Annotated in this window: 17 protein-coding genes; 14 read left to right on the forward strand and 3 right to left on the reverse strand. The window is 60.2% G+C overall.

The genetic code is table 11. The features are described from left to right. Positions 1-205 precede the first annotated feature (205 nt). From VGG64_07350 to VGG64_07360, 3 genes are all read left to right on the forward strand, one after another. On the forward strand, positions 206-706 hold the full coding sequence (locus VGG64_07350; protein HEY1599401.1) for a hypothetical protein: 501 nt from the start codon (positions 206-208) through the stop codon (positions 704-706). An 81-nt stretch (positions 707-787) separates the two neighbouring features. Next, positions 788-1,261, forward strand: a complete 474-nt coding sequence (locus VGG64_07355) for a cytochrome c (GenBank protein ID HEY1599402.1) — start codon at positions 788-790, stop codon at positions 1,259-1,261. Positions 1,262-1,296: 35 nt separating this feature from the next. Beyond that, positions 1,297-3,264 carry a thiamine pyrophosphate-binding protein gene (locus VGG64_07360; protein ID HEY1599403.1) on the forward strand — a complete coding sequence of 656 codons (1,968 nt, stop codon included), beginning with the start codon at positions 1,297-1,299 and terminating at the stop codon, positions 3,262-3,264. Positions 3,265-3,315: 51 nt separating this feature from the next. Here the strand turns inward: VGG64_07360 and VGG64_07365 are convergent, their stop codons facing one another. Next, a complete protein-coding gene (locus VGG64_07365; protein HEY1599404.1) occupies positions 3,316-4,440 on the reverse strand; it encodes a sugar transferase in 1,125 nt (374 codons plus the stop codon). 385 nt (positions 4,441-4,825) lie between these two features. On the opposite strand from VGG64_07365, the gene VGG64_07370 reads away from it, so the two are divergent. The 5 genes from VGG64_07370 to VGG64_07390 all read left to right on the forward strand — a co-directional run bounded on the left by VGG64_07370 (position 4,826) and on the right by VGG64_07390 (position 11,315). Next, a complete protein-coding gene (locus VGG64_07370; protein HEY1599405.1) occupies positions 4,826-6,319 on the forward strand; it encodes a hypothetical protein in 1,494 nt (497 codons plus the stop codon). 102 nt (positions 6,320-6,421) lie between these two features. After that, entirely contained in the window at positions 6,422-7,810 is a 1,389-nt protein-coding gene (locus VGG64_07375; GenBank protein HEY1599406.1) for an O-antigen ligase family protein, read from the forward strand. Positions 7,811-8,419: 609 nt separating this feature from the next. After that, a complete protein-coding gene (locus VGG64_07380) occupies positions 8,420-9,211 on the forward strand; it encodes a sugar transferase (protein HEY1599407.1) in 792 nt (263 codons plus the stop codon). After that, the gene (locus VGG64_07385; protein HEY1599408.1) at positions 9,211-10,452 is read left to right on the forward strand and encodes a glycosyltransferase family 4 protein; all 1,242 of its coding nucleotides are present in this window, start codon (positions 9,211-9,213) and stop codon (positions 10,450-10,452) included. Before VGG64_07380 ends, VGG64_07385 begins: the two co-directional genes overlap by 1 nt. Positions 10,453-10,484: 32 nt before the next feature. After that, positions 10,485-11,315, forward strand: coding sequence for a WecB/TagA/CpsF family glycosyltransferase (locus VGG64_07390; GenBank protein HEY1599409.1), 831 nt, complete (start codon positions 10,485-10,487; stop codon positions 11,313-11,315). Positions 11,316-11,391: 76 nt separating this feature from the next. Here VGG64_07390 and VGG64_07395 read toward each other — a convergent pair whose 3' ends face one another. After that, positions 11,392-12,444, reverse strand: coding sequence for a DUF362 domain-containing protein (locus VGG64_07395; protein HEY1599410.1), 1,053 nt, complete (start codon positions 12,442-12,444; stop codon positions 11,392-11,394). 10 nt (positions 12,445-12,454) lie between these two features. After that, complete coding sequence (locus VGG64_07400) at positions 12,455-13,414, reverse strand: hypothetical protein (protein HEY1599411.1); 960 nt, start codon at positions 13,412-13,414, stop codon at positions 12,455-12,457. Between the two features lie 646 nt (positions 13,415-14,060). On the opposite strand from VGG64_07400, the gene VGG64_07405 reads away from it, so the two are divergent. The 6 genes from VGG64_07405 to VGG64_07430 form a co-directional block, all read left to right on the forward strand. Then, the gene (locus VGG64_07405; GenBank protein HEY1599412.1) at positions 14,061-14,237 is read left to right on the forward strand and encodes a Flp family type IVb pilin; all 177 of its coding nucleotides are present in this window, start codon (positions 14,061-14,063) and stop codon (positions 14,235-14,237) included. Positions 14,238-14,544: 307 nt separating this feature from the next. After that, the gene (locus VGG64_07410) at positions 14,545-14,709 is read left to right on the forward strand and encodes a Flp family type IVb pilin (protein HEY1599413.1); all 165 of its coding nucleotides are present in this window, start codon (positions 14,545-14,547) and stop codon (positions 14,707-14,709) included. Between the two features lie 224 nt (positions 14,710-14,933). Next, on the forward strand, positions 14,934-15,500 hold the full coding sequence (locus VGG64_07415) for a prepilin peptidase (protein ID HEY1599414.1): 567 nt from the start codon (positions 14,934-14,936) through the stop codon (positions 15,498-15,500). Then, positions 15,497-16,009: a TadE family protein gene (locus tag VGG64_07420; protein HEY1599415.1), complete on the forward strand. Its 513-nt coding sequence runs from the start codon at positions 15,497-15,499 to the stop codon at positions 16,007-16,009. The genes VGG64_07415 and VGG64_07420 overlap by 4 nt, the downstream gene beginning before the upstream one ends. Positions 16,010-16,061: 52 nt before the next feature. Continuing rightward, entirely contained in the window at positions 16,062-17,153 is a 1,092-nt protein-coding gene (cpaB, locus tag VGG64_07425) for a Flp pilus assembly protein CpaB (GenBank protein HEY1599416.1), read from the forward strand. A gap of 153 nt (positions 17,154-17,306) precedes the next feature. Beyond that, positions 17,307-18,384 (forward strand): pilus assembly protein N-terminal domain-containing protein (locus VGG64_07430; protein ID HEY1599417.1); only part of this gene is annotated, 1,078 nt, incomplete at its 3' end.

Consider the following 18,384-nt stretch of genomic DNA (forward strand, 5'->3'; position numbering starts at 1 on the left):
TCAACACATTTGCTCGCCATTCTGGCCCGCACCCCGCAGGGAAGCAACCTCGCCAGGGCTCTGGTGAGGCCCGTCAGATCACAACGCCACTGCCGGCGGCTCCCCAGTTCATTGCCGGTATGGTTCTCATTAAGATAGGTGAATCGCCCGGGGCACGGCCCCATGGCGCGGCCATGTATTTACAAGATCCCTGCGACTGTCGGATATGAATGTGACAAAAGCGAGGCAATCTGCCGTCGAAGTCGTGGCCGCGGCGCTGACCGTTTATGCCGAACGACGCGTTTTCCAGGGATTCAGCCGAGGGGCGGTGGCCGGCAGCAAGGCGATTTTCCGGATTGCCTGGCATCGTGGACGCGTCTTCGAGTTGGCCTTCGATACCTCGAAAGGCACGCTACGCCTGCCCCAAGTATTGACCGGCGTTCCCGCAGACTCGACGATGTACCAGGATTTGAAGGCGTTTATCAAAGCACGGCAGTCCGCCGACTTACCAGGTCACCGTCGCATCGACATCCGGCGGGCGCAAGTTCGCACCTACAACCGTGACGGCAATATTTCGCTGGTGCTGACAGTCATAGATGGCGACGTCGCCTATGGCGTGCAGAAGTTGATTCATCTCGTACACGAAATCTATATGACGTTCCTGGCCGACGGCAACTACTTCGAATACCTGGTCGAAACGTTTGACCTCGACCCCGACCGCATGTGACGGCGCGACCGGATTTATCGCGCGACAAATGCGGCCTGAAATAAGGCTTGGCACGTGACACGATCAAAAGGGGAAAATCTGATGTGGGAGCGAGCGATGCCGCGGATCCTGCTGTGCCTGTTGGCGACATCGGGCGCGCTGGTGGCCGCGACAACCGCCCAGTCTGAGGACAAGCCGGCCCAGAAGAAAGAAGACGGGCGCCTGACAATGGAAGCGGCGCGCAAGCTCAAGTCGCCGGTCCCTTTTAGCAAAGCATCGATCGCGCGCGGCAAGACGCTGTACACACGCGATTGTACGGAATGCCACGGCGCCGACGGCAAGTCGCTGGTGGACGTCGTGGCGAACGCCACGGATCTGACTGAGCCCAAGCTGTGGAAAAGCGGCACGACCGAGGGAGAAGTTTTCCGTAGCATTCGCGATGGCGCGGGCGAAGCCATGCCTCCGTTTAGTCAAAAGGTGGAAAAGGAAGAGGACCTTTGGCACATGGTGAATTTTCTGCGCAGCCTGTGGCCCGATGCCGAGCGACCGAAGCTACAGGAAGCCAAGTCCAATTAACCGCTCCCTGCGGGGAGCCAAGGCGGAACCCAACCATGAAGAACCGTAAAGCCGAGCAGGCCGAGCAACACGCTGTCGATCCCTCCCGCAGATCCTTTCTGCTTTCCTCGGCCGCCGGGGCCGGTGCCATCGTCGCCGGTATTGTGACCGAGACCAAGGCCGGAGTGCCCGCAGCCAGTATCCCTTCGATCACAATTCCCAAAGAAATAACGGAATCCGTGAAGGAACCGGCCAAGCCGGGTTCGTTTGAAGGTCCTGGCATGACAGGTGCCGAGGTCTTCGCCACGCTCTGCAAGGAAGAAGAACTGGCCGCGCTGTTCTGCTGTCCGGGCAATTATACCGTCATCAACGCCCTGGCCGCGGCGGGTGTGCCCAGCTATGGCGGGCGGTGTGAAGGTTCGATGTGCGCGGCCGCCGACGGATTCTCGCGCGCCACGGGCGAAGTCACGGCTTGCTCAGGAACCGAGGGGCCGGGCTTGACCAACATGATCATGAACATCGCCTCGGCGGCGGCCGCGCGCACGCCGCTCTTGGTGCTGGCCAGCAACATGCAGATAGCCGGCGACGACCGCGAGACGTTCATTCAGACGGGCTACCAGCAGCCGCTGACAACCGGAATGAAGAAATACGGCAAACGATTGATCGCGCCGGATCGAGTCTGGGAATATGGAGCCTACGCGTTCCGCAACTTGAAATCGGGCGTCCCCAGCCCGGTGCATTTGGATTTTCCCGGCGAAGTGGCTCGCGCCCGCTTCAATGACCCTACGAAGCTGAAAGATTATTACGCCAAAGACAAATATCGCAGCGAGTCGCAACCGCAACCTGCCGCTAAAGACGTCGAAAAGGCACTCGATTTGATCAGTCGCGCCGAACGGCCGCTGCTCGTGGCGGGACAGGGCGTGTTCCAGAACAAGGCTTGGGAAGCGCTGCTGAAGGCCGCCGAGAAAAACGAATTGGCCGTGGTCACATCGGGTCCGACGCGCGGACATTTTCCCGACGACCACCGCCTTTCCGGTGCGTTAACGCCTGACGCGATGATGAGCGCGGACCTGGTCATCTTCGTTGGCCAGTATTGCATGCCGACTCCGGGCGAATATCGCTTCAACCCGGACATCAAAACGATCCGGGTTCATCCGGTGCCGGAAGACTTGGGGCGGAATTGGCCGCTCGACCTGGGAATCGTCAGCAGCGAGAAGGCCTTCCTCGAAGCTCTGGCCGATTTGCTGCCGAGTCGCAAGCGAGAAGCCTGGGTCAACGAGCTCGCGACCGCGCGGCAAAAGTACGACAAGATGCTCAACGATCAGTACGAGCTGGGATTGAAGTACAGCCACGATACGAATCATCTGCATCCTGCCGTGCTCTGTAAGGAAGTACACGACTTCTTCTACAAAGGAGAGATCGATCCCAAGCAGACGGTGATGGGCGCGGGGGGTTGGACTATTGGTGTGCATGCCGGCCGCTGGCAACGGGCATACCGTCCGGGGCAAGGCATTGTTTGCCCGTACCAGTACGGTGCCATTGGCCCTGACCTTGCCATGATGATTGGAGCGAGCGCCGCCGTGCAGCGCGGGGTGGGTCCACAGGCTCCCTACAAAGGCGCGCCGACGGTTTGCGTGAGTAGCGACGCAGGAATCGCCTACAGCCTGTTCGAGCTGGATACCGCGGCGAAGTACAAGATTCCCGTCATCGGCATCATTTACAACAACGACTCCTGGGGAATGTGGCCGAGCGCTGTTTCCTCAGCCCGATCGATGCACATGTATCTGTTTCAGGAGAACCTTCGCTACGACCAGATGGCCCAAGGCCTGGGCGCGCGCGGCGAATATGTGCGTACGCCCGAGGAACTCCGCGAGGCCTTGCACCGCAGCTACCAGGCCGCTTCCAAGGAAAACATGTCGACGTTGATCAATTGCCAGGCGCTGCGCGACTTCACCTCGGCCAAGAACTATCCGCCGGGTGTTTCGCTGAATCCCGAGCCCGGCTGCGGCGCGGTCGCACACTAGATGTCGTGAAGATTCGCTCGCGCTAGATGACCGGCGGAATCCGCCACTGGTTCAGCATGCGCCGCGACGGAACAACACAGCGGGAATCGTCTTCAGGATCAACTTCAGGTCCGAGAGCAAAGAGCGCGACCGGATGTATTCCACGTCCATGCGGGCCCATTCCGAAAACGAAACTTTCGATCGTCCTCGCACCTGCCAGATGCAGGTCAAGCCAGGCGTGACATCGAGCCGACGTCGCTGCCAGGCCTCGCAACGGTTCGATTCATCGCACGGTAGCGGCCGCGGGCCGACCAGCGACATGTCGCCCAGCAGCACGTTGAATAGCTGGGGAAGTTCGTCAATGCTCGTCTTACGCAGCAGGCGGCCGAGAGAGGTTACCCGCGGGTCCTTGGCCATCTTAAAGGCCGGACCATCCTGCTCGCTCCGAGCACGCAACTCGGCCTTCTGGCTTTCGGCGTCCACGCACATCGTGCGAAATTTGTAGATCTTGAAGGGGCGCCCGCTGATCGTATCGCGCCGTTGCGTGAAAAACACGGGACCTGGTGACGTGATCTTGATCGCCGTAGCCGCCACCAGCATGACCGGCGCGGCAATTGTCAGGCCGACGAACGCACCGACGATGTCCAGGCCTCGCTTCCAGGCCGGCAATGGCTGCATGAACAGCACTTCCATGGCTTGGGCGACATACATTTTTTCCGTTTCGATTTCGTCCGGAGTGGCTTCACTCTCTAGATCGGACCGATCTCCCGAATAGACGTACACCTGCAACTTCGGCTGCCGATCCTTGGCAAACAGGCCGTCGCGCAGGTTGGAAGCCACCTTCCAGGCACCCTCGGCGGCGGTGTCGGGCAGAATCACGCCCAGGCGTCCTTGTCCCATCAGGCCCAGGTCGTCGGTCTCGCGCAACCGTTCTCGCAAGGCGCGCCCGATCGCCACGAGCTCTTTATCCGACGGCGTCGTGGCCAGCGTCAGTGTCAATAGACTGAATGTCGATTTGGTACGATCGCAGCGCGACCGCTCACGAGCGATGAGGGTCCGCATCGCCAGCACGGGAATGAACACCTCGTCGGTAAGCGATCCGGCCTTTGAGGAGAACAGGCTGCCGAGAATGTTTTTGAAGAAGGCCATGTGATATTCGAGAGATTGAATCGGGTTGCGAAGCTGTAATTCCCTCATCGCGAGGGGCCGTCGGCGCGGGGCATCACACCCGTTGCCCACCGGAGGGCGATGCCGCGTATCTCTACTAGTTCTCTAGGTCACTGACAGGGTCAGGCCGGACGCAGGAAGTCGACGTTGCTGCAATACGCGAGGTTCTGTACCGCCGTTGGTCGTGACAGTTCGGCTTGTACTAGAGAGCGCGGTTATCAGGTTGCACCACTCGGGTCTTGCCTAGTCGTGTGATGCGGTCTTTACGGGCTGACAGCTGCTTCTTGCGGCACAATCGAACATTTTGCGGCGGGGCGACGATCGTCGGCAGCATGAGCGCCGGTTATGACATAAACTTTTCTGCCTAGGGGTAAACGCATTACTTGCTGAGAATACTCGTAGAGGAACATTCGTCATGTCCAGTGCAACCCATCCGTTTGCCAGTCCGGCGGATTTTATTCGCGCTCTTGTCGGGCATCCGCGTCGCGTGCTGCTGCCGGCGGTCGTGATCGCGGGGCTGGTCGGCGTCTACGCGGCGGTCAAGCCCGACGTGTGGGAAGCCACGCAGCCGTTCGTGTTGCGCAACGAAGCGGCCGGCAATCAAGAATCGCTGGGCAAGTTCCGCTATCCCGAAGAGCTGAAAACCAAGCAAGAAACAGTCCTCGAACTCGGCAAGAGCAACGGCGTTCTGGCCGGCGCGCTAGCCAAGGTCGGACCGCCAGCCGGCGATCACGACGCCGCGACCTGGCCCACACCCCAGGACGTGGTCGATTTGCGACGCTCGGTCAAGGTGACGCCTCCCAAGGGGGTCGAGCTGGGCGCGACCGAGATGTTCTACATCAAAGTCAAAGCGGAAGATCGTATCCGCGCCGAGCAACTGTCCGCCGCCGTGGCCGAACAATTGCAAATCGCCTTGCAGCGTTTGCGGTCCGATCGCGCGCAGAGCATGATCGACGAATTGGCCAAGGCCGTGGCCGTGAACGAAAGCGATCTCGAGGTAGCGACCGCCAGTATGGCCGAGCTGGAAAAATCGGTCGGCGAAGACCTTTCGGAACTACGTAATCTGCAGGAATTGCCCTCGGGCGACAGCGATATTCGCCGCCGCACCGTGGAAATCGAAAACGAGCTCCGTCGCGCCCAGAACGAAGAACGCAACGATCGCGAGCTGCTCAAACTGCTGACCGCCGCGCAACTAGATCCGGAAAAACTGCTGGCCACGCCCAACCGGCTGCTCGATTCGCAACCCGCTTTGCGACGGCTGAAGGAAGGGCTGGTCGATGCACAGCTGAAGTCGGCCGATTTGGTGGGTCGACTGGCCGAAGAGCATCCCATGGCCCGGGCGGCCCGCAATTCCGAGATCGAGATTCGCCACAATCTGCACGACGAAATCGCCTCGGCCAGCCAAGGCGTCGAGGCCAATTTACAGCTCACTTCGGCTCACGTGACGGCTTTGCAAGAACGGCTGGCCGGCGAGAAACTGCGTTTGGAGCGGATCGCCACGGTGCGCGGCAAATACGCCAATCTGTCGGCCGCCGTGAAGCATCGCACGCTGTTGCTCGAAGCTTCGCAGCGCGATCTGGCGGCGGCTCGCGGAGCCAAAGCCGCGGCGCAAATCTCTAGTGTGATTACCCCCATCGACACGCCCGATGCCGGCGTGCAGCCGACCGGACCGAGCCGCGCCATGCTGATCGCGGCCGGTGTCGTGGGGGGCTTAATTTGCGGGCTGGGCGTGCTGTTCCTGACGCTACAACCAGTACCCACCGCATCATCGGCAAATCCGACATACCCCGAAGACCGCGAATCCAACGCCCGCCGCCGGCAAGAAGCCGGACGCCAGCTTCGGAGGGGGCTATCTTTCAGCGAAGCTTTACAACGAACCAACGAACCGGTCAGCTCCGCGCACGAATAGCTACTGTCGCATCGACACTCTCACGGGTGATCACGGCGGCCGTCGCATTCGTAGCGACGGCCGCCGTGACGTTCTTTACCAACCTCGAATTGCGACCTGCGCATGATCGACTTGATACTTATCCTCGCTGTGGCGGGCTCGATTTGGGGCGGCATTCTGCTGGTGCGCGGTTCGCTGCATGCCGGCTGCCTGGCCTATCTGCTTTCGGCGGCCTGCTTTGGCTTCTACTTCGCTAGCTTTCACGTGGGACCGCTGCCGTTGACGATCGACCGTGTCGTAATGGTCGTGTTGGCGTTGGCCTTCGTCTTGCAATGGCGACTGGGGCGCGTACCTCTTAAGCCTATCGACACCGGGGATATGCTGGCCTTCAGCCTGCTTGGGCTGTTCATGGTGAGTTTCGCCATGTCGATTGGTGAATCGAGCTCGAAGCAGTTGCTCGTATCGGCTTATCGGCTACTAGGCGGTTACGCGATGCCGATCGCGGTCTATTGGATTGGCCGGCAAGCGCCGCTTTCGGAAGCGACCTCGCGCAGAATTCAGATCGCGCTAGGCGCATTCGGCATTTATCTGGCTGTAATGGCCGTGCTGGAAGTGACGGCCCAGTGGGGTCTCGTGTTTCCCAAGCACATCGCCGATCCGAAGCTCGGCATTCACTTTGGACGGGCCCGAGGTCCGATGTTGCAATCGGTCAGCATGGGTCTCACGCTGGGAATCTGCCTGCTAAGCGCCGTGGTGGTCGGCATTCGATCGTCTCGGCCTGGTCAGTTGCTGTTGATGTTGTTACTGCCGGTCTACGCACTCGGCATTTACTTGACGTACACGCGTAGTGTGTGGATCGGCGTCGGACTTGGCCTGATGACTGTACTGGGCTTGCTGCTGCCCGTGGCCTGGCGCAAATGGGTGCTGGCCGGAGCTGCCACCGCCGGGCTGGTAGTCGGAGCCTCGAAATTCGAGCAAATCCTGGCATTCGAACGCGAATTTTCCGCCGCCGGAACCAAGGAGTCCGCCGAGGCCCGGGTGAGCTTCGTCTATGTGTCATGGATGATGTTTCTAGACCATCCGCTGCTGGGTAGCGGATTCGGCACCTTCGAGGAAGGCAAGCTTCCTTACCTCGACGACCGCGAGACCGATTTGAAGCTGCAGACGATTCGCACCTGGTCGCATCACAATACGCTGTTAAGCATTTTGACTGAGACCGGGATCGTCGGCTTGAGTTTGTTCCTGACCATGCTTGGCTGGTTTGCACGCCAAGGCTGGCGGCTGTATCGCGATCCACGATCGCCTTCCTGGGCACGCGCCCAGGGTGCTTTGTTGTTAGGCGCGCTACCCATCTATTGTGTGCAAGCTGTCTTCCACGAGTTGTCCTATACGCCCATCGACAACTCGCTGTTGTTCTACATCGCGGGCATGACTTGCGGCCTGGTCGCCCCTGCGGCCGCCACGGCCCTGCAGCGTCAGCCGGTAGCCATCAAGGCGCATCCGGCGTACTAATCCGCCATATGGCGGCGGCCGGAACGACGCCGATTGCCACGTCTTAGGCGTTTGCGCGCTCTCTCAATGCGCTCCACCCACGCAGTCGATGCGCCACTTTTAGTGCATCTATCGCGTGTCTGCGCCGCGATATCAATGCCGCCGAGACGCCGCCGGGGTCTCGGCGATGTCTAGCACCGTGCGCCACGACGTCGTGCAGCGCGCTGCATGCCGGATCTAGACGAGCGTGCGCAGGCCGCTGGTTCTCATTTCCGACCGCGCGGCGCGCTGAATCCGTAAAATCGCGCATTTCCGCACACCTGCATCACGGCCAAGTCTCGCGCGCCCCTGTCGACTTTTCACCACGCGCGATGCGCCTCGATCTATGGCGGTGAATCCGTGCAACGCGCGAAGTTCGCGATTGTTGCCTGTGCTCAACAATTCCGCGCGCAAAGCGCGACGTGATTGAGTGAGTTGTGATCGGAACGATCGAGCCTGCAACAACTTGACGCACGGGAGACCAACTCGCGAAGAATCCAGGCACGTGCCTTGCTTTTCCCTCCGCCGACAGTCGCGACTAGCTCGCACTAGGGGGTCGTGGCGCAAAGAGCGACACAACAGGAGCAAGGCATGTCATTCGAGAATTCGTCACATACGTTCGAACCCGAATCGCAACCGCTGAATTGGGGAAGCGGTGCCGCGGCGACGAGCATTGCGCTGCCACACGCCAGGCGATCCAAGCCTGGCAGCCAATACCGTGGGGCGTCCGAGAGAACCGGCGACACAGCCGATTTTTCCGACCTCAGGCCGTGCGGCAATCGCACTGTGACGTATCTATTCATTAAGCGGGCGATGGACATCATCGGCTCTCTCGCGGCGCTAGCATTGTTCTCGCCGGTGATCCTTCCGGCGCTGGGTGTGTTGCTGGTTACCACCCGCGGAAGACCGTTGTTTCGCCAGGAGAGAATCGGGCTGTGTGGTCGGCGCTTCATGCTTTACAAGCTTCGCACCATGCGGATTGATGCCGATCAAGTTCAACACCTGGTAACGAACGAAAAGGACGGCCCCATCTTCAAGAACAAGCGCGATCCACGCGTGACACGCTTCGGACGATTCTTGCGTTCATTCAGCATCGACGAGATGCCGCAACTGTGGAACATCTTGCGGGGTGAGATGTCGCTGGTCGGGCCGCGGCCGCTGCCGACGCACGAAGCGCTGAAATGCAGGGGACGCGCCCGATTACGATTTGCCCTCAAGCCCGGCCTGACCTGCTTGTGGCAAGTCAGCGGGCGCAGCGACGTAGCTTTCAAAGATTTAGTTCGCATGGATCTGTGGTATTTGCGGCGGCAAGGGTTGTGGACCGATCTGATTTTGCTGGTTCGCACGCCGCTTTGCGTCCTCAGTTGCAAAGGTGCCTATTGATGAGCAGTCTGTCGCCCCCAGACGAAATGGCAACGCTGTCTTCCGCCGCCCTGTTGGGCGGCGCGATCGGTGTACTCGACCACGCCCCGGTCGCGGCGCCGAGAGAGACGTTTGGCAAGAGACTTCGCGTTCTACACGTCATCAACGGCGAACACTACGCGGGAGCCGAGCGCGTCCAAGATCTGCTGGCCCTGCGATTGCCAGACGAGGGGTTCGACGTCGGCTTTGCCTGTCTGAAGCCCGGACGTTTCGCCGCAGCACGCTGCTCTCAAATGTCGCCCTTGCACGTCCTGCCAATGCGATCGCGGCTGGATCTGCGACCAGTATTAGCGATGGCGCGACTCGTGAAGGAGGGCGGCTACGATATCATTCACACCCACACGTCGAGATCGGCATTGCTGGGCAGCCTGGCAGCGAAGATGTCGGGTGCGGCGCTCGTACACCATATTCATAGCGCGGCCACGCCCGATACATTGCGAGACCTGCGCGATGGAATCAGTGCCGTGGTCGAAAGATTTGGTTTTCGTCGCGCCGACGCGGTAATCGCCGTGTCGCAGGGAATCGCCGCCTATGCCCGCCGCGGCGGTGTCCGTGACGATCGACTGACAATCGTTCCCAACGGCGTTCCCGCGGTCGATCAACTCTCTGACAAGTGCATGCCAACTGGCCCCTGGACCGTCGGCACCGTGGCCCTCTTTCGCGAACGTAAGGGGCTCGAGGTACTGCTCGAAGCCGCCGCGCGCGGACGTACGCAGGGGTTGCCCCTACGTCTGCGGATTGTCGGACCGTTTGAAACAACAGTGTACGAAGAGCGGATGCACAAGCTGGCCGAAGATTTGGGTCTTGCCGGCGCCGTCGAGTGGCGAGGCTTCCGCGAGGACGTCTCGTCCGAGTTGGCGGCAATGGATCTATTCGTCATGCCCAGCGTGCTGCGCGAAGGATTGCCCATGGTGATTCTCGAAGCCATGGCCAATGGCGTACCCATCATCGGTAGCGGCGTGGAGGGCATTCCCGAAGTCATCCGCGACGGACAAGACGGATTGATCGTCGAGCCGGGCAACCCGGACGACCTGGCGGCCGCAATCGGTCGCCTGGTACGCGGCGAGGAAAACGCGCAAGCATTGCGCGAGAGCGCCTACGAGCGACAAGTAACGCGATATTCCGATCGTAGCATGGCTGCCGGCGTAGCTGCCGTGTATGCCGAAGTGCTGGCACGCAAGCAGACGCTGGTGACAGCCTGAACATCGACTCCAATGCAGTGGGAGAACTGACCATGTCACAACTGACAAGCAGCGCCACGCTGCCCATGCTGGACGCGCCTATCCAAGAAGCCGCCGCAGATTGCGCGGCCCGCATCGTTTCCGTCTTGGGAGTGCATATCACAGACGTTACGAAACTGGACGCCTTCGCCATCATGGAGCGATTGCTCCAAGCGGATAACGGACGATGCCACTCGTTGTTTCTCGTGAATGCCCACACCTTGAACGTGGCGACCGAGGAGCTGTCGTATCGCAAAGTGCTCAACGAAGCCGACTATGTATTCAATGATGGGACCGGCGTACGGTGGGCGTCGCGCCAGCGCGGAATCGAACTACGCGCCAATTTGTGTGGCACGGACCTCATTCCCGAGTTCTTTGTCGACACTGCCAACCGCGGTTATCGCTACTACCTGCTAGGCGCGACGCGCGACACGATCGAGGGCGCCGCGGCCTATGCCCAGCGGCATTTTCCCGGCTGGACGCAGGCCGGCTTCCACGACGGCTACGTTCACAACCCAGGCGGCGACAGAATCATCGACGAGATCAATGCCTCCGGCGCCGATTTGCTTTTGGTCGGGATGGGAAATCCCTTGCAAGAACGTTGGATCATCCGCCATCAGGACAAATTGCAGGTGCCGCTAGCGATCGGCGTGGGAGGTTTGTTCGATCATTGGGTCGGCAAGCCGCGTCGTGCGCCACTGTGGGTCCGCCGGGCCGGCTGCGAATGGATGCACAAGTTAATGCTGCAGCCCCACAAGGCACGCCGCTACGTCCTGGGAAACCCGCTATTCATTTATCGGATGACCCGCGCGCTCAAAAGCGACCTGGCCGCGATGAACGGCTGATCGTGCGTGATGTCGAGATGCGTGCCTCTGTCGCATGAGCATGGGCACGCATAAAACGCTCAATCGCACATTCTGGCTAAGACGTGAGCACACCGCGCCGTATGCGCAGCTCTTGCAGGTGCGGCACATTGAGAATCTCAAATGGCGACGCCAGCTCTTTCCAGGCTTCGCCCCGCTGCAGGATGTGCCGCTCGTCGAGCGGTCCCAGCCGCTTGGCCAGTTTCAGGTAGCTGATGCGCCATGGATCGAGTCCAATCAGCCGGGCGCAGGTGGCGTCAACGGCCGTCGGGTTGAGACCAATCGCGATCAGCCCGAGCGACTTGGGACTGCCGAGAATCGGGCCGTCTCCCTCCATACCCACGATGCCGTCTACGATGGCAATCGTCTTGGGGAGCGAGGCATTGATGTCGAACACAGTTTGCGGAATGCCAGCATGGTGCAAGACATTCTTGGGCCAACCGTACTTGATGCCCGGCAACACGCCATACAGATTCTTCATCGCGGCGGTCATGCCGACCCAATGGTGGGTCTTTAATTTCGGCATCGACACGACCAGGTCGGCCTCGACGATGCTACGTGGGAAGCAGAATCCCTCGAGCGGCGAGGCACGACCGGCATTCTTCACCCAGCCCAGGTCTTGATAGTTGAGATCTGCGAAGTCGATGCCGGCCGACTCGATCGCAGGACCCAGCCCCGATTCGAAGAGCGCCATCTGCGAATCGCGGACATGGCCCGGTGCTTCGCCAACGGAAACCTCGGCACCCCAGCGGCGAAACACCTCGGCCGCGGCCACGACAACGGCCGGATGAGTGGTCATGTGTGGCATCCGTCGCGAGGGCTCGACCATGTTCGGCTTCAACAACACGCGGCGTCCGCGGATCGTTGCGGGATCAAAGCCCGTGGCCAGCAGCCCGTCGCTAATCGTGCGCTCTAGTGGACCGTCGTAACGTTGGTTTCGCGCCAGAAATACCGGTTGCCTCGTGGTGAACGCATTGGCCACGAACGGGTAGCTGATAATGCCGGCGGTCGTCACGCCGGCGCCGATGAGCAGAGCGCGACGATCCAACAGCGGCGCTGCGTCGCTTGGCGATATGTGAGCCGATGATTTGTTTTTTGTTTCTGTTGCCATCGGTGCCTGCTCAAGCTGCCTCGGGCACTGCGGATAGGGAAACGAGCGGGCAATCGCCTTCGAGCGCCGCCAGGGCTAACAGGGCCAACTCCAGCGACGAACCTCGGCGTAGCGATTGTGCCGTGCAAGCGGCCATCCAGACCGACGCCTGCGACGGAACGCGGCCATGCGCCGCCAGCCCCAGCAAGCCGTAGGCCAACGAAGCGGGCGTGGTAGTGGGTCCGAGCGTCGATTCCAAATAGGAAACTGCCTGACGAATCCGGCCCGTGCTATCGGGTTCGCCTGCCAATGCCAACAGGGTGACTCCGGTCGGTTCGACGTGCGGCAACAGCGTCTGCCCCAGCACGATCGTGTTACCGTAGTTGCATCCGCCCGTGGTCAGTAGCCTGTCGACGAGCAGACGAACGGCTTCACGAGTTCGTGGATGGTCGCCATGTCCGGTGGCACGTAGTGCGAGCACGCTCATGGCGGTCGGCTCGACCCAGGAATGGGTGCCAACCACCCACGGCCAGCCGAGCAACGTCGTATCGTGGCCGGTGTAGGGCTGCCGCTCGGATGTTTCGCCGGCGATTGAGAGCATCCAGTCCACCGCGCGACGTGTCGACTCTTGATACGAGATATCCGAGATGCCGCGTGCGATCGCGCCTGCGACGGTGTTGGTCGTGACGGTTATTGCGGTTGAACCTGATCTGGCTGGGCTGTGCGCTTCGTCGCTTAGAATCCAAGCCAGTACGGCCAGGGGAGTCGGCCAACCGGGCGAGGATTCGTCCTGGCGGATTCCAACTTGGCCATCTGGGGCCTGCGCCGAAACCAGCCAGTCACGCGCCCGCACGGACGCCTTGCTACGGCCATAGGCGGCCAAGGCCAGGGCGACGAAAGCAGTCGGCTCGGACGCGGCTGCCGAGTCGCGATGGTAGCGCCACGACGATTGGCTTTCCAAGAAATCAAGCGCGCTCGCAGCGTAGTCCATACAAACGTCGTGATCCGCATCGCGGACAGTTGAAACAACGGTTCATTGAGCAGCGATCCAATGCAAGGCTACGTTGCAATAACTAGCGCCAGACGTTTTGGATCAAGCGAGATTCGACAAAACATCACCGTGGCGCTGCGCTTCTATCGCCGCCGCCGTGCGATGGGCGATGCCGTGACGCGGCGTCTGGAGCGATCGTGGCGGTTTTGCGGCGCCAATGGGCGGTCAATCGTAAAAATGATGCAACCGGCCGGGATTTCTTAAACTTCGCAATTTGACATCGGACGAATCCACACTAGGTTTCCAATGCACAGGCAATCGCCCCTGCGAAAACCTGTTGCAGGAATGGTTTCGCGACCGTTCCTGCGTACCCTTCGAAACGGATTTTCATCCGAACAAGAACGATTCGAGAGCGGTGAAGGGCGGCGCAAGCGATTTGCTGCCGTCGACTGCAAACGTCGCAAGACGCGAGCAAGACGCTGAAATCATCGCGAAACAGTTCCGACGATCGTCGTTCCGAAGTCCCTCGACAACCGATGAGGGTGCGGCGATCACTAATGGTCAATCACATTTTGTTAACGGTCTGTCCTGATTCCGGCCGCCACAGTCCTACGGCCGAGGACGACCAAGGGAATGGAGGATTCTGATGAAGACTCTTGCTTTGAAGGTGCAACGTTTCCTCACGTCCGAGGATGGCCCAACCGCAGTCGAGTACGCCGTGATGCTGGCTCTGATTGTGATCGTCTGCTTGACGGCGATTCAATCGATCGGCACCAACGCGAACTTGACATTTACTAAAGTATCCACGCAGCTCGCCTCGTAAGCGTGGCTGTTCGCGGCGGGCTAGGGTTTATACCCCCCTGGTCCAAGAAGCCGATGCTACATGCCCCCGGATTTTGCCTACTGCGAAGTCCGGGGGCTGTTTTTTGCGCAAAAGCGACATGCCGGCAGGACAGGGGAGCGATATCGCCGCTGGACTGCCAGTGGCTGTGAGCTATCTACTTCTTAGAGCTTGAGGTTCGGCTTGATGTTTGGGGCGGCTAGAGCATTCGGTCGACAGCGCACCTGACAATCGAAGACCGATCTTCGGCCCTGGGAATCAGATCGTGCACGCAAAGATTCAATCCGTACTGCAAGCGACGCGCCGTTTTCTCGCTTCCGAGGATGGGCCGACCGCTGTCGAGTACGCGCTGATGCTGTCGCTGATCGTGTTGGTGTGCATCACATCGATCAAAGCGATCGGCACCAGCGCGAATACGACGTTCGGCAAAGTCTCGACCAAGCTTGGATCTTGACGAGGCAGGCTCCTCTCAGCGTTGCCGTCCCCCGCGGCACATCGCGCCGCGGCCGCCGTCCTGCATCGGCATCGTCGCAGTCGCCAAACCGCGCGTCATTTTTTGACATAGGATTGAATGGATGGGAATACCAGGCGCAATCGCCTGGCAGCCCCTTGCGTGCTGGAATCGTCCCGCGACGAGCTCCAGATCTACAGCCCCTCGCACGAATGGGAGACGCTACCGTGTCCGAGATCAACGCCATGTGGATGGCTTTCGTGGAACATTGGCCCGTGTGGATCGTCACGCTGCTGTTAGTAGTCGCCGCGGTGATCGACGGCTGGATGCTGAAGGTCCCGAACTGGCTGACCTATCCCATGGTCTTCGCAGGATGGGCCTACAGCGCCACCTACTTTGGGTGGGAAGGTTTGATGTGGAGCTTACTGGGCACGGCCGTCGGCCTGCTGCTATTGCTGCCGATGTACGCCATTGGCGGCATGGGCGCCGGAGACGTGAAGCTACTGGCCGGCGTGGGAGCGTGGGTCTGGGCCACCAACACGTTCTACGCGTTTTGCGCTACTACCATCATCGGTGCGGTCATCGCCGTGCTGATGGTGGTCTATCGGCGAGCCTGGGCCAAGCATCAGGCCCAGTTCTGGATGATTTTCCACGAGATCTTCTCGGTTCGCGATCCCAACCAGCTCTCGGCGATCGCGGCCGAACGCAAGAGCAGCATGATGCTCTTGCCTTATGGGATTCCAATCGCGATCGGCACGATCTTGTACTTCGCCTGGGAAGGGATGCTGCTATGAACGACTGCCTTGAATTGTCTGGCCCGCGCGGTCCCGAGGCGCGGATTGACGAGTTGAGAAACCCGCAGAAGAGATGGTTCAAACTGGAGAAACTCTGCCGGTTATGCCGAAGAACTCGACGAGGGGCTGCCGCCGTCGAGTTTGCCATCGTGGCGCCCGTGTTCTTTGCCTTCACCCTGGGCATGATTGAGGTCGGCAGGGCCGTGATGGTGCAGCAGATCCTGACGACCGCGTCGCGTGAGGGGGCACGGCAAGCCGTACTGGATGGCGCGACTCAGACAGCTGTCACTACATTTATCACAACTTACCTAACCGCCGCAGCGGTATCGGCCGGCAGCACGAGCGTGGCATTCTCGCCAAGCTTGCCCACTGCTTCCGGTTATAACGGCCCGGTCACGGTTACTGTTTCGTTGCCTTTCAATCAAGTGAGTTGGTCACCATCGCCAATCTTTCTAAATGGGAAAACGTTGACCGCTAGCACGACTATGCAACGTGAAGGCGTCCAGTAATTGGACCACGGCTCGAAGTGTCGGCTGCTAGCGCCTGCTGTCTGGGGGGACCATGCGTCCAAAATCGTTGATACTTCTGCTCCTCGCGCTTGTGTGCGGGCTGGTGGCCGCTATCGGCATTAACCAGGTGCTGGCGAGCCGCCCCACGGAACAGGCGGCCGAGGCTGGCGAGATGTTACCCATCTTTGTTGCGCTGACGGACATTGGCTTGGGCGATCCCCTCACGCCGGAAGTGCTCAAGCTCGAGGAATGGCCCAAGAGCAAGGTTCCCGCCGGCGCCCTGACCACGCTAGAAGACGTCGAAGGCCGCCGTGCGCGCGCCAAGTTCTACGGCGGCGAGCCTATCATCGAAGCCAAGCTTCTGGCCAAGGGGGACCAAGGTTCCGGAGCCACGGATCTGATTCCCAAGGGCTATCGCGTCGTCTCCGTGAAGGTTGACGACGTCAGCGGCAGCGGCTTGATCCTCCCCGGTGACCGCGTCGACGCCTTGGTACACCTGACCGACGTGGGGGCTTCGAGCGAAACGAATCGCTCCAGCACGCGCACGTTCCTGCACAACGTCAAAGTGTTCGCCGTGAACAATGTCTACAGCCGTGAATCGAACGGAACTGAGGCGATCACGGCCAAAACGATCTCGCTGCTAGTGACACCGACACAGGCCGAGTTGGTGACCTTGGCCAGCGAGATGGGCAAGATTCGTCTCGTGATGCGCAGTGCCGACGATGACACGCAAGACGACACGGTGGGCGTCACACAGCAAGAGTTGTTCAAAGGGGGCGACATGTCCGAGGCTCTGACGAAGGCCGAAAAGCCGTCGAAAGAGAATTTCCTGAAAATACTGAATCCCCCCACTACCACACCTGATCCGGTTGAAGACGCCGACACTCCGGTCGCTCCGGCGAACACCTTCAAGATGTTGCTGATCGAGGGGACGAGCTTACGCGAGGTGGAATTCGAGGAAGGGAACCGCGTCGGCGGTATCCTGCAGATTCGGCAATTAAATAATCCCACCGAGCCAGGATCGACCCCGTCGACCATGCCCAGTGGATTCTCGCTCGATCAGGCAACAGGTGCCGCCGCGGCCGCAGCGGCAGCCGTGCCGCCCTATACGCCGGCGAAGGACGACGGGCCCAAAGGCCCTTAAGCGAACGATGCGGATCAACCGCGATGCATAACGGAACGAACACGAGAACCTGAGAACACGAAAAAAACTCGAAGCGTTAAATCCGCCAGCGATGGATCGCGGCGCGATCAAGGATGGGGCTTCGAGTTCTGCAACTTGCAAGGAAGCGCACGGATGACTATCAGACCTGTGCAGCGAGCCCTCTCGCTGTTTCTTCATAGCGCGCGAACGCTGTTGCGCGTGGCAGCAGTCATCGGCTTGCTGCTTCCGGGCAATCTGCTGGCACAGCCGCCGGGGGGCCAGCCCATTGTTTACAAGGTGCAGGACAACAACGAGCGCCTGGAGATGGTAATCAACTCCAGTCGCATCCTGACGATGGACAAGAAGGTACCGCAGGTACAGGCGGCCAATCCCGACGTCGTCGAGCTAACGCCGCTATCGGCCACACAGGTACAGTTGCTGGCCAAGAAGGCCGGCGTCACCCAAGTGAACCTTTGGGACGAGGATCAGAAGATCCATACGATCGACGTGATCGTGTTTCCCGATGCTCGCGAACTGGCGATGCTGCTGCAGTCGCAGTTCCCCACCACCAGTTTGAAAGTCGTCCCCACGGCCAATAGCGTCATCGTTTCGGGCCACGTAGACGACCCGAATCAGATCAGCCGCATCATTCAGATCGCCGAGGATTTTTACCCGAAGGTGATCAACAATATCACCATCGCGGGCGTGCAACAGGTTCTGTTGAAGGTCAAGGTTCTGGAAGTCTCGCGCGTCAAGTTGCGCCAGGTCGGGTTCGACTTTCGCGTGCAGTCGGGGCAGAGCTTCTTTCAGTCGGCCGTGAGCCAGATCTTGGGCACGCTGCCAGGCCAAAGCCCCTTCAATCAGCCGACGCTGGTTGCCACGCCGACCTCGGACAATTTGCACCTCAGCTTTGGCATCGTCAACCCGAATAGCGCCTTTCTGGGCTTCCTCGACATGCTGGAGCAACAGGAGGTAGCGACGATTCTGGCCGAGCCGAACCTGGTGGCCTATAGCGGCCGACCGGCCAGCTTCTTGTCGGGGGGCCAATTTCCGATTCCCGTGCCGCAAAGCTTGGGTACGATCTCGGTGCAATGGAAAAGCTACGGAACGCAGGTGAATTTCGTACCGATCGTGCTGGGTAACGGCGCCATCCGGTTAGAGGTTTATCCAAGTGTTACGGAAATCGACCTGACCCACGCAGCCGTTATCAACGGGCAGACGGTGCCGGCCT

The organism is Pirellulales bacterium (assembly GCA_036490175.1).
Classification (GTDB): Bacteria; Planctomycetota; Planctomycetia; order Pirellulales; family JACPPG01; genus JACPPG01.

Excerpts from the sequence above, each read along its gene's own strand:
- VGG64_07420 (HEY1599415.1), top strand. The coding sequence starts at position 15,497 with ATGAACGACTGCCTTGAATTGTCTGGCCCGCGCGGTCCCGAGGCGCGG.
- VGG64_07400 (HEY1599411.1), bottom strand. The coding sequence starts at position 13,414 with ATGGACTACGCTGCGAGCGCGCTTGATTTCTTGGAAAGCCAATCGTCG.
- VGG64_07365 (HEY1599404.1), bottom strand. The coding sequence starts at position 4,440 with ATGAGGGAATTACAGCTTCGCAACCCGATTCAATCTCTCGAATATCAC.
- VGG64_07385 (HEY1599408.1), top strand. The coding sequence starts at position 9,211 with ATGAGCAGTCTGTCGCCCCCAGACGAAATGGCAACGCTGTCTTCCGCC.
- cpaB (HEY1599416.1), top strand. The coding sequence starts at position 16,062 with ATGCGTCCAAAATCGTTGATACTTCTGCTCCTCGCGCTTGTGTGCGGG.
- VGG64_07390 (HEY1599409.1), top strand. The coding sequence starts at position 10,485 with ATGTCACAACTGACAAGCAGCGCCACGCTGCCCATGCTGGACGCGCCT.
- VGG64_07375 (HEY1599406.1), top strand. The coding sequence starts at position 6,422 with ATGATCGACTTGATACTTATCCTCGCTGTGGCGGGCTCGATTTGGGGC.
- VGG64_07355 (HEY1599402.1), top strand. The coding sequence starts at position 788 with ATGTGGGAGCGAGCGATGCCGCGGATCCTGCTGTGCCTGTTGGCGACA.
- VGG64_07350 (HEY1599401.1), top strand. The coding sequence starts at position 206 with ATGAATGTGACAAAAGCGAGGCAATCTGCCGTCGAAGTCGTGGCCGCG.
- VGG64_07395 (HEY1599410.1), bottom strand. The coding sequence starts at position 12,444 with ATGGCAACAGAAACAAAAAACAAATCATCGGCTCACATATCGCCAAGC.
- VGG64_07380 (HEY1599407.1), top strand. The coding sequence starts at position 8,420 with ATGTCATTCGAGAATTCGTCACATACGTTCGAACCCGAATCGCAACCG.
- VGG64_07405 (HEY1599412.1), top strand. The coding sequence starts at position 14,061 with ATGAAGACTCTTGCTTTGAAGGTGCAACGTTTCCTCACGTCCGAGGAT.
- VGG64_07360 (HEY1599403.1), top strand. The coding sequence starts at position 1,297 with ATGAAGAACCGTAAAGCCGAGCAGGCCGAGCAACACGCTGTCGATCCC.
- VGG64_07370 (HEY1599405.1), top strand. The coding sequence starts at position 4,826 with ATGTCCAGTGCAACCCATCCGTTTGCCAGTCCGGCGGATTTTATTCGC.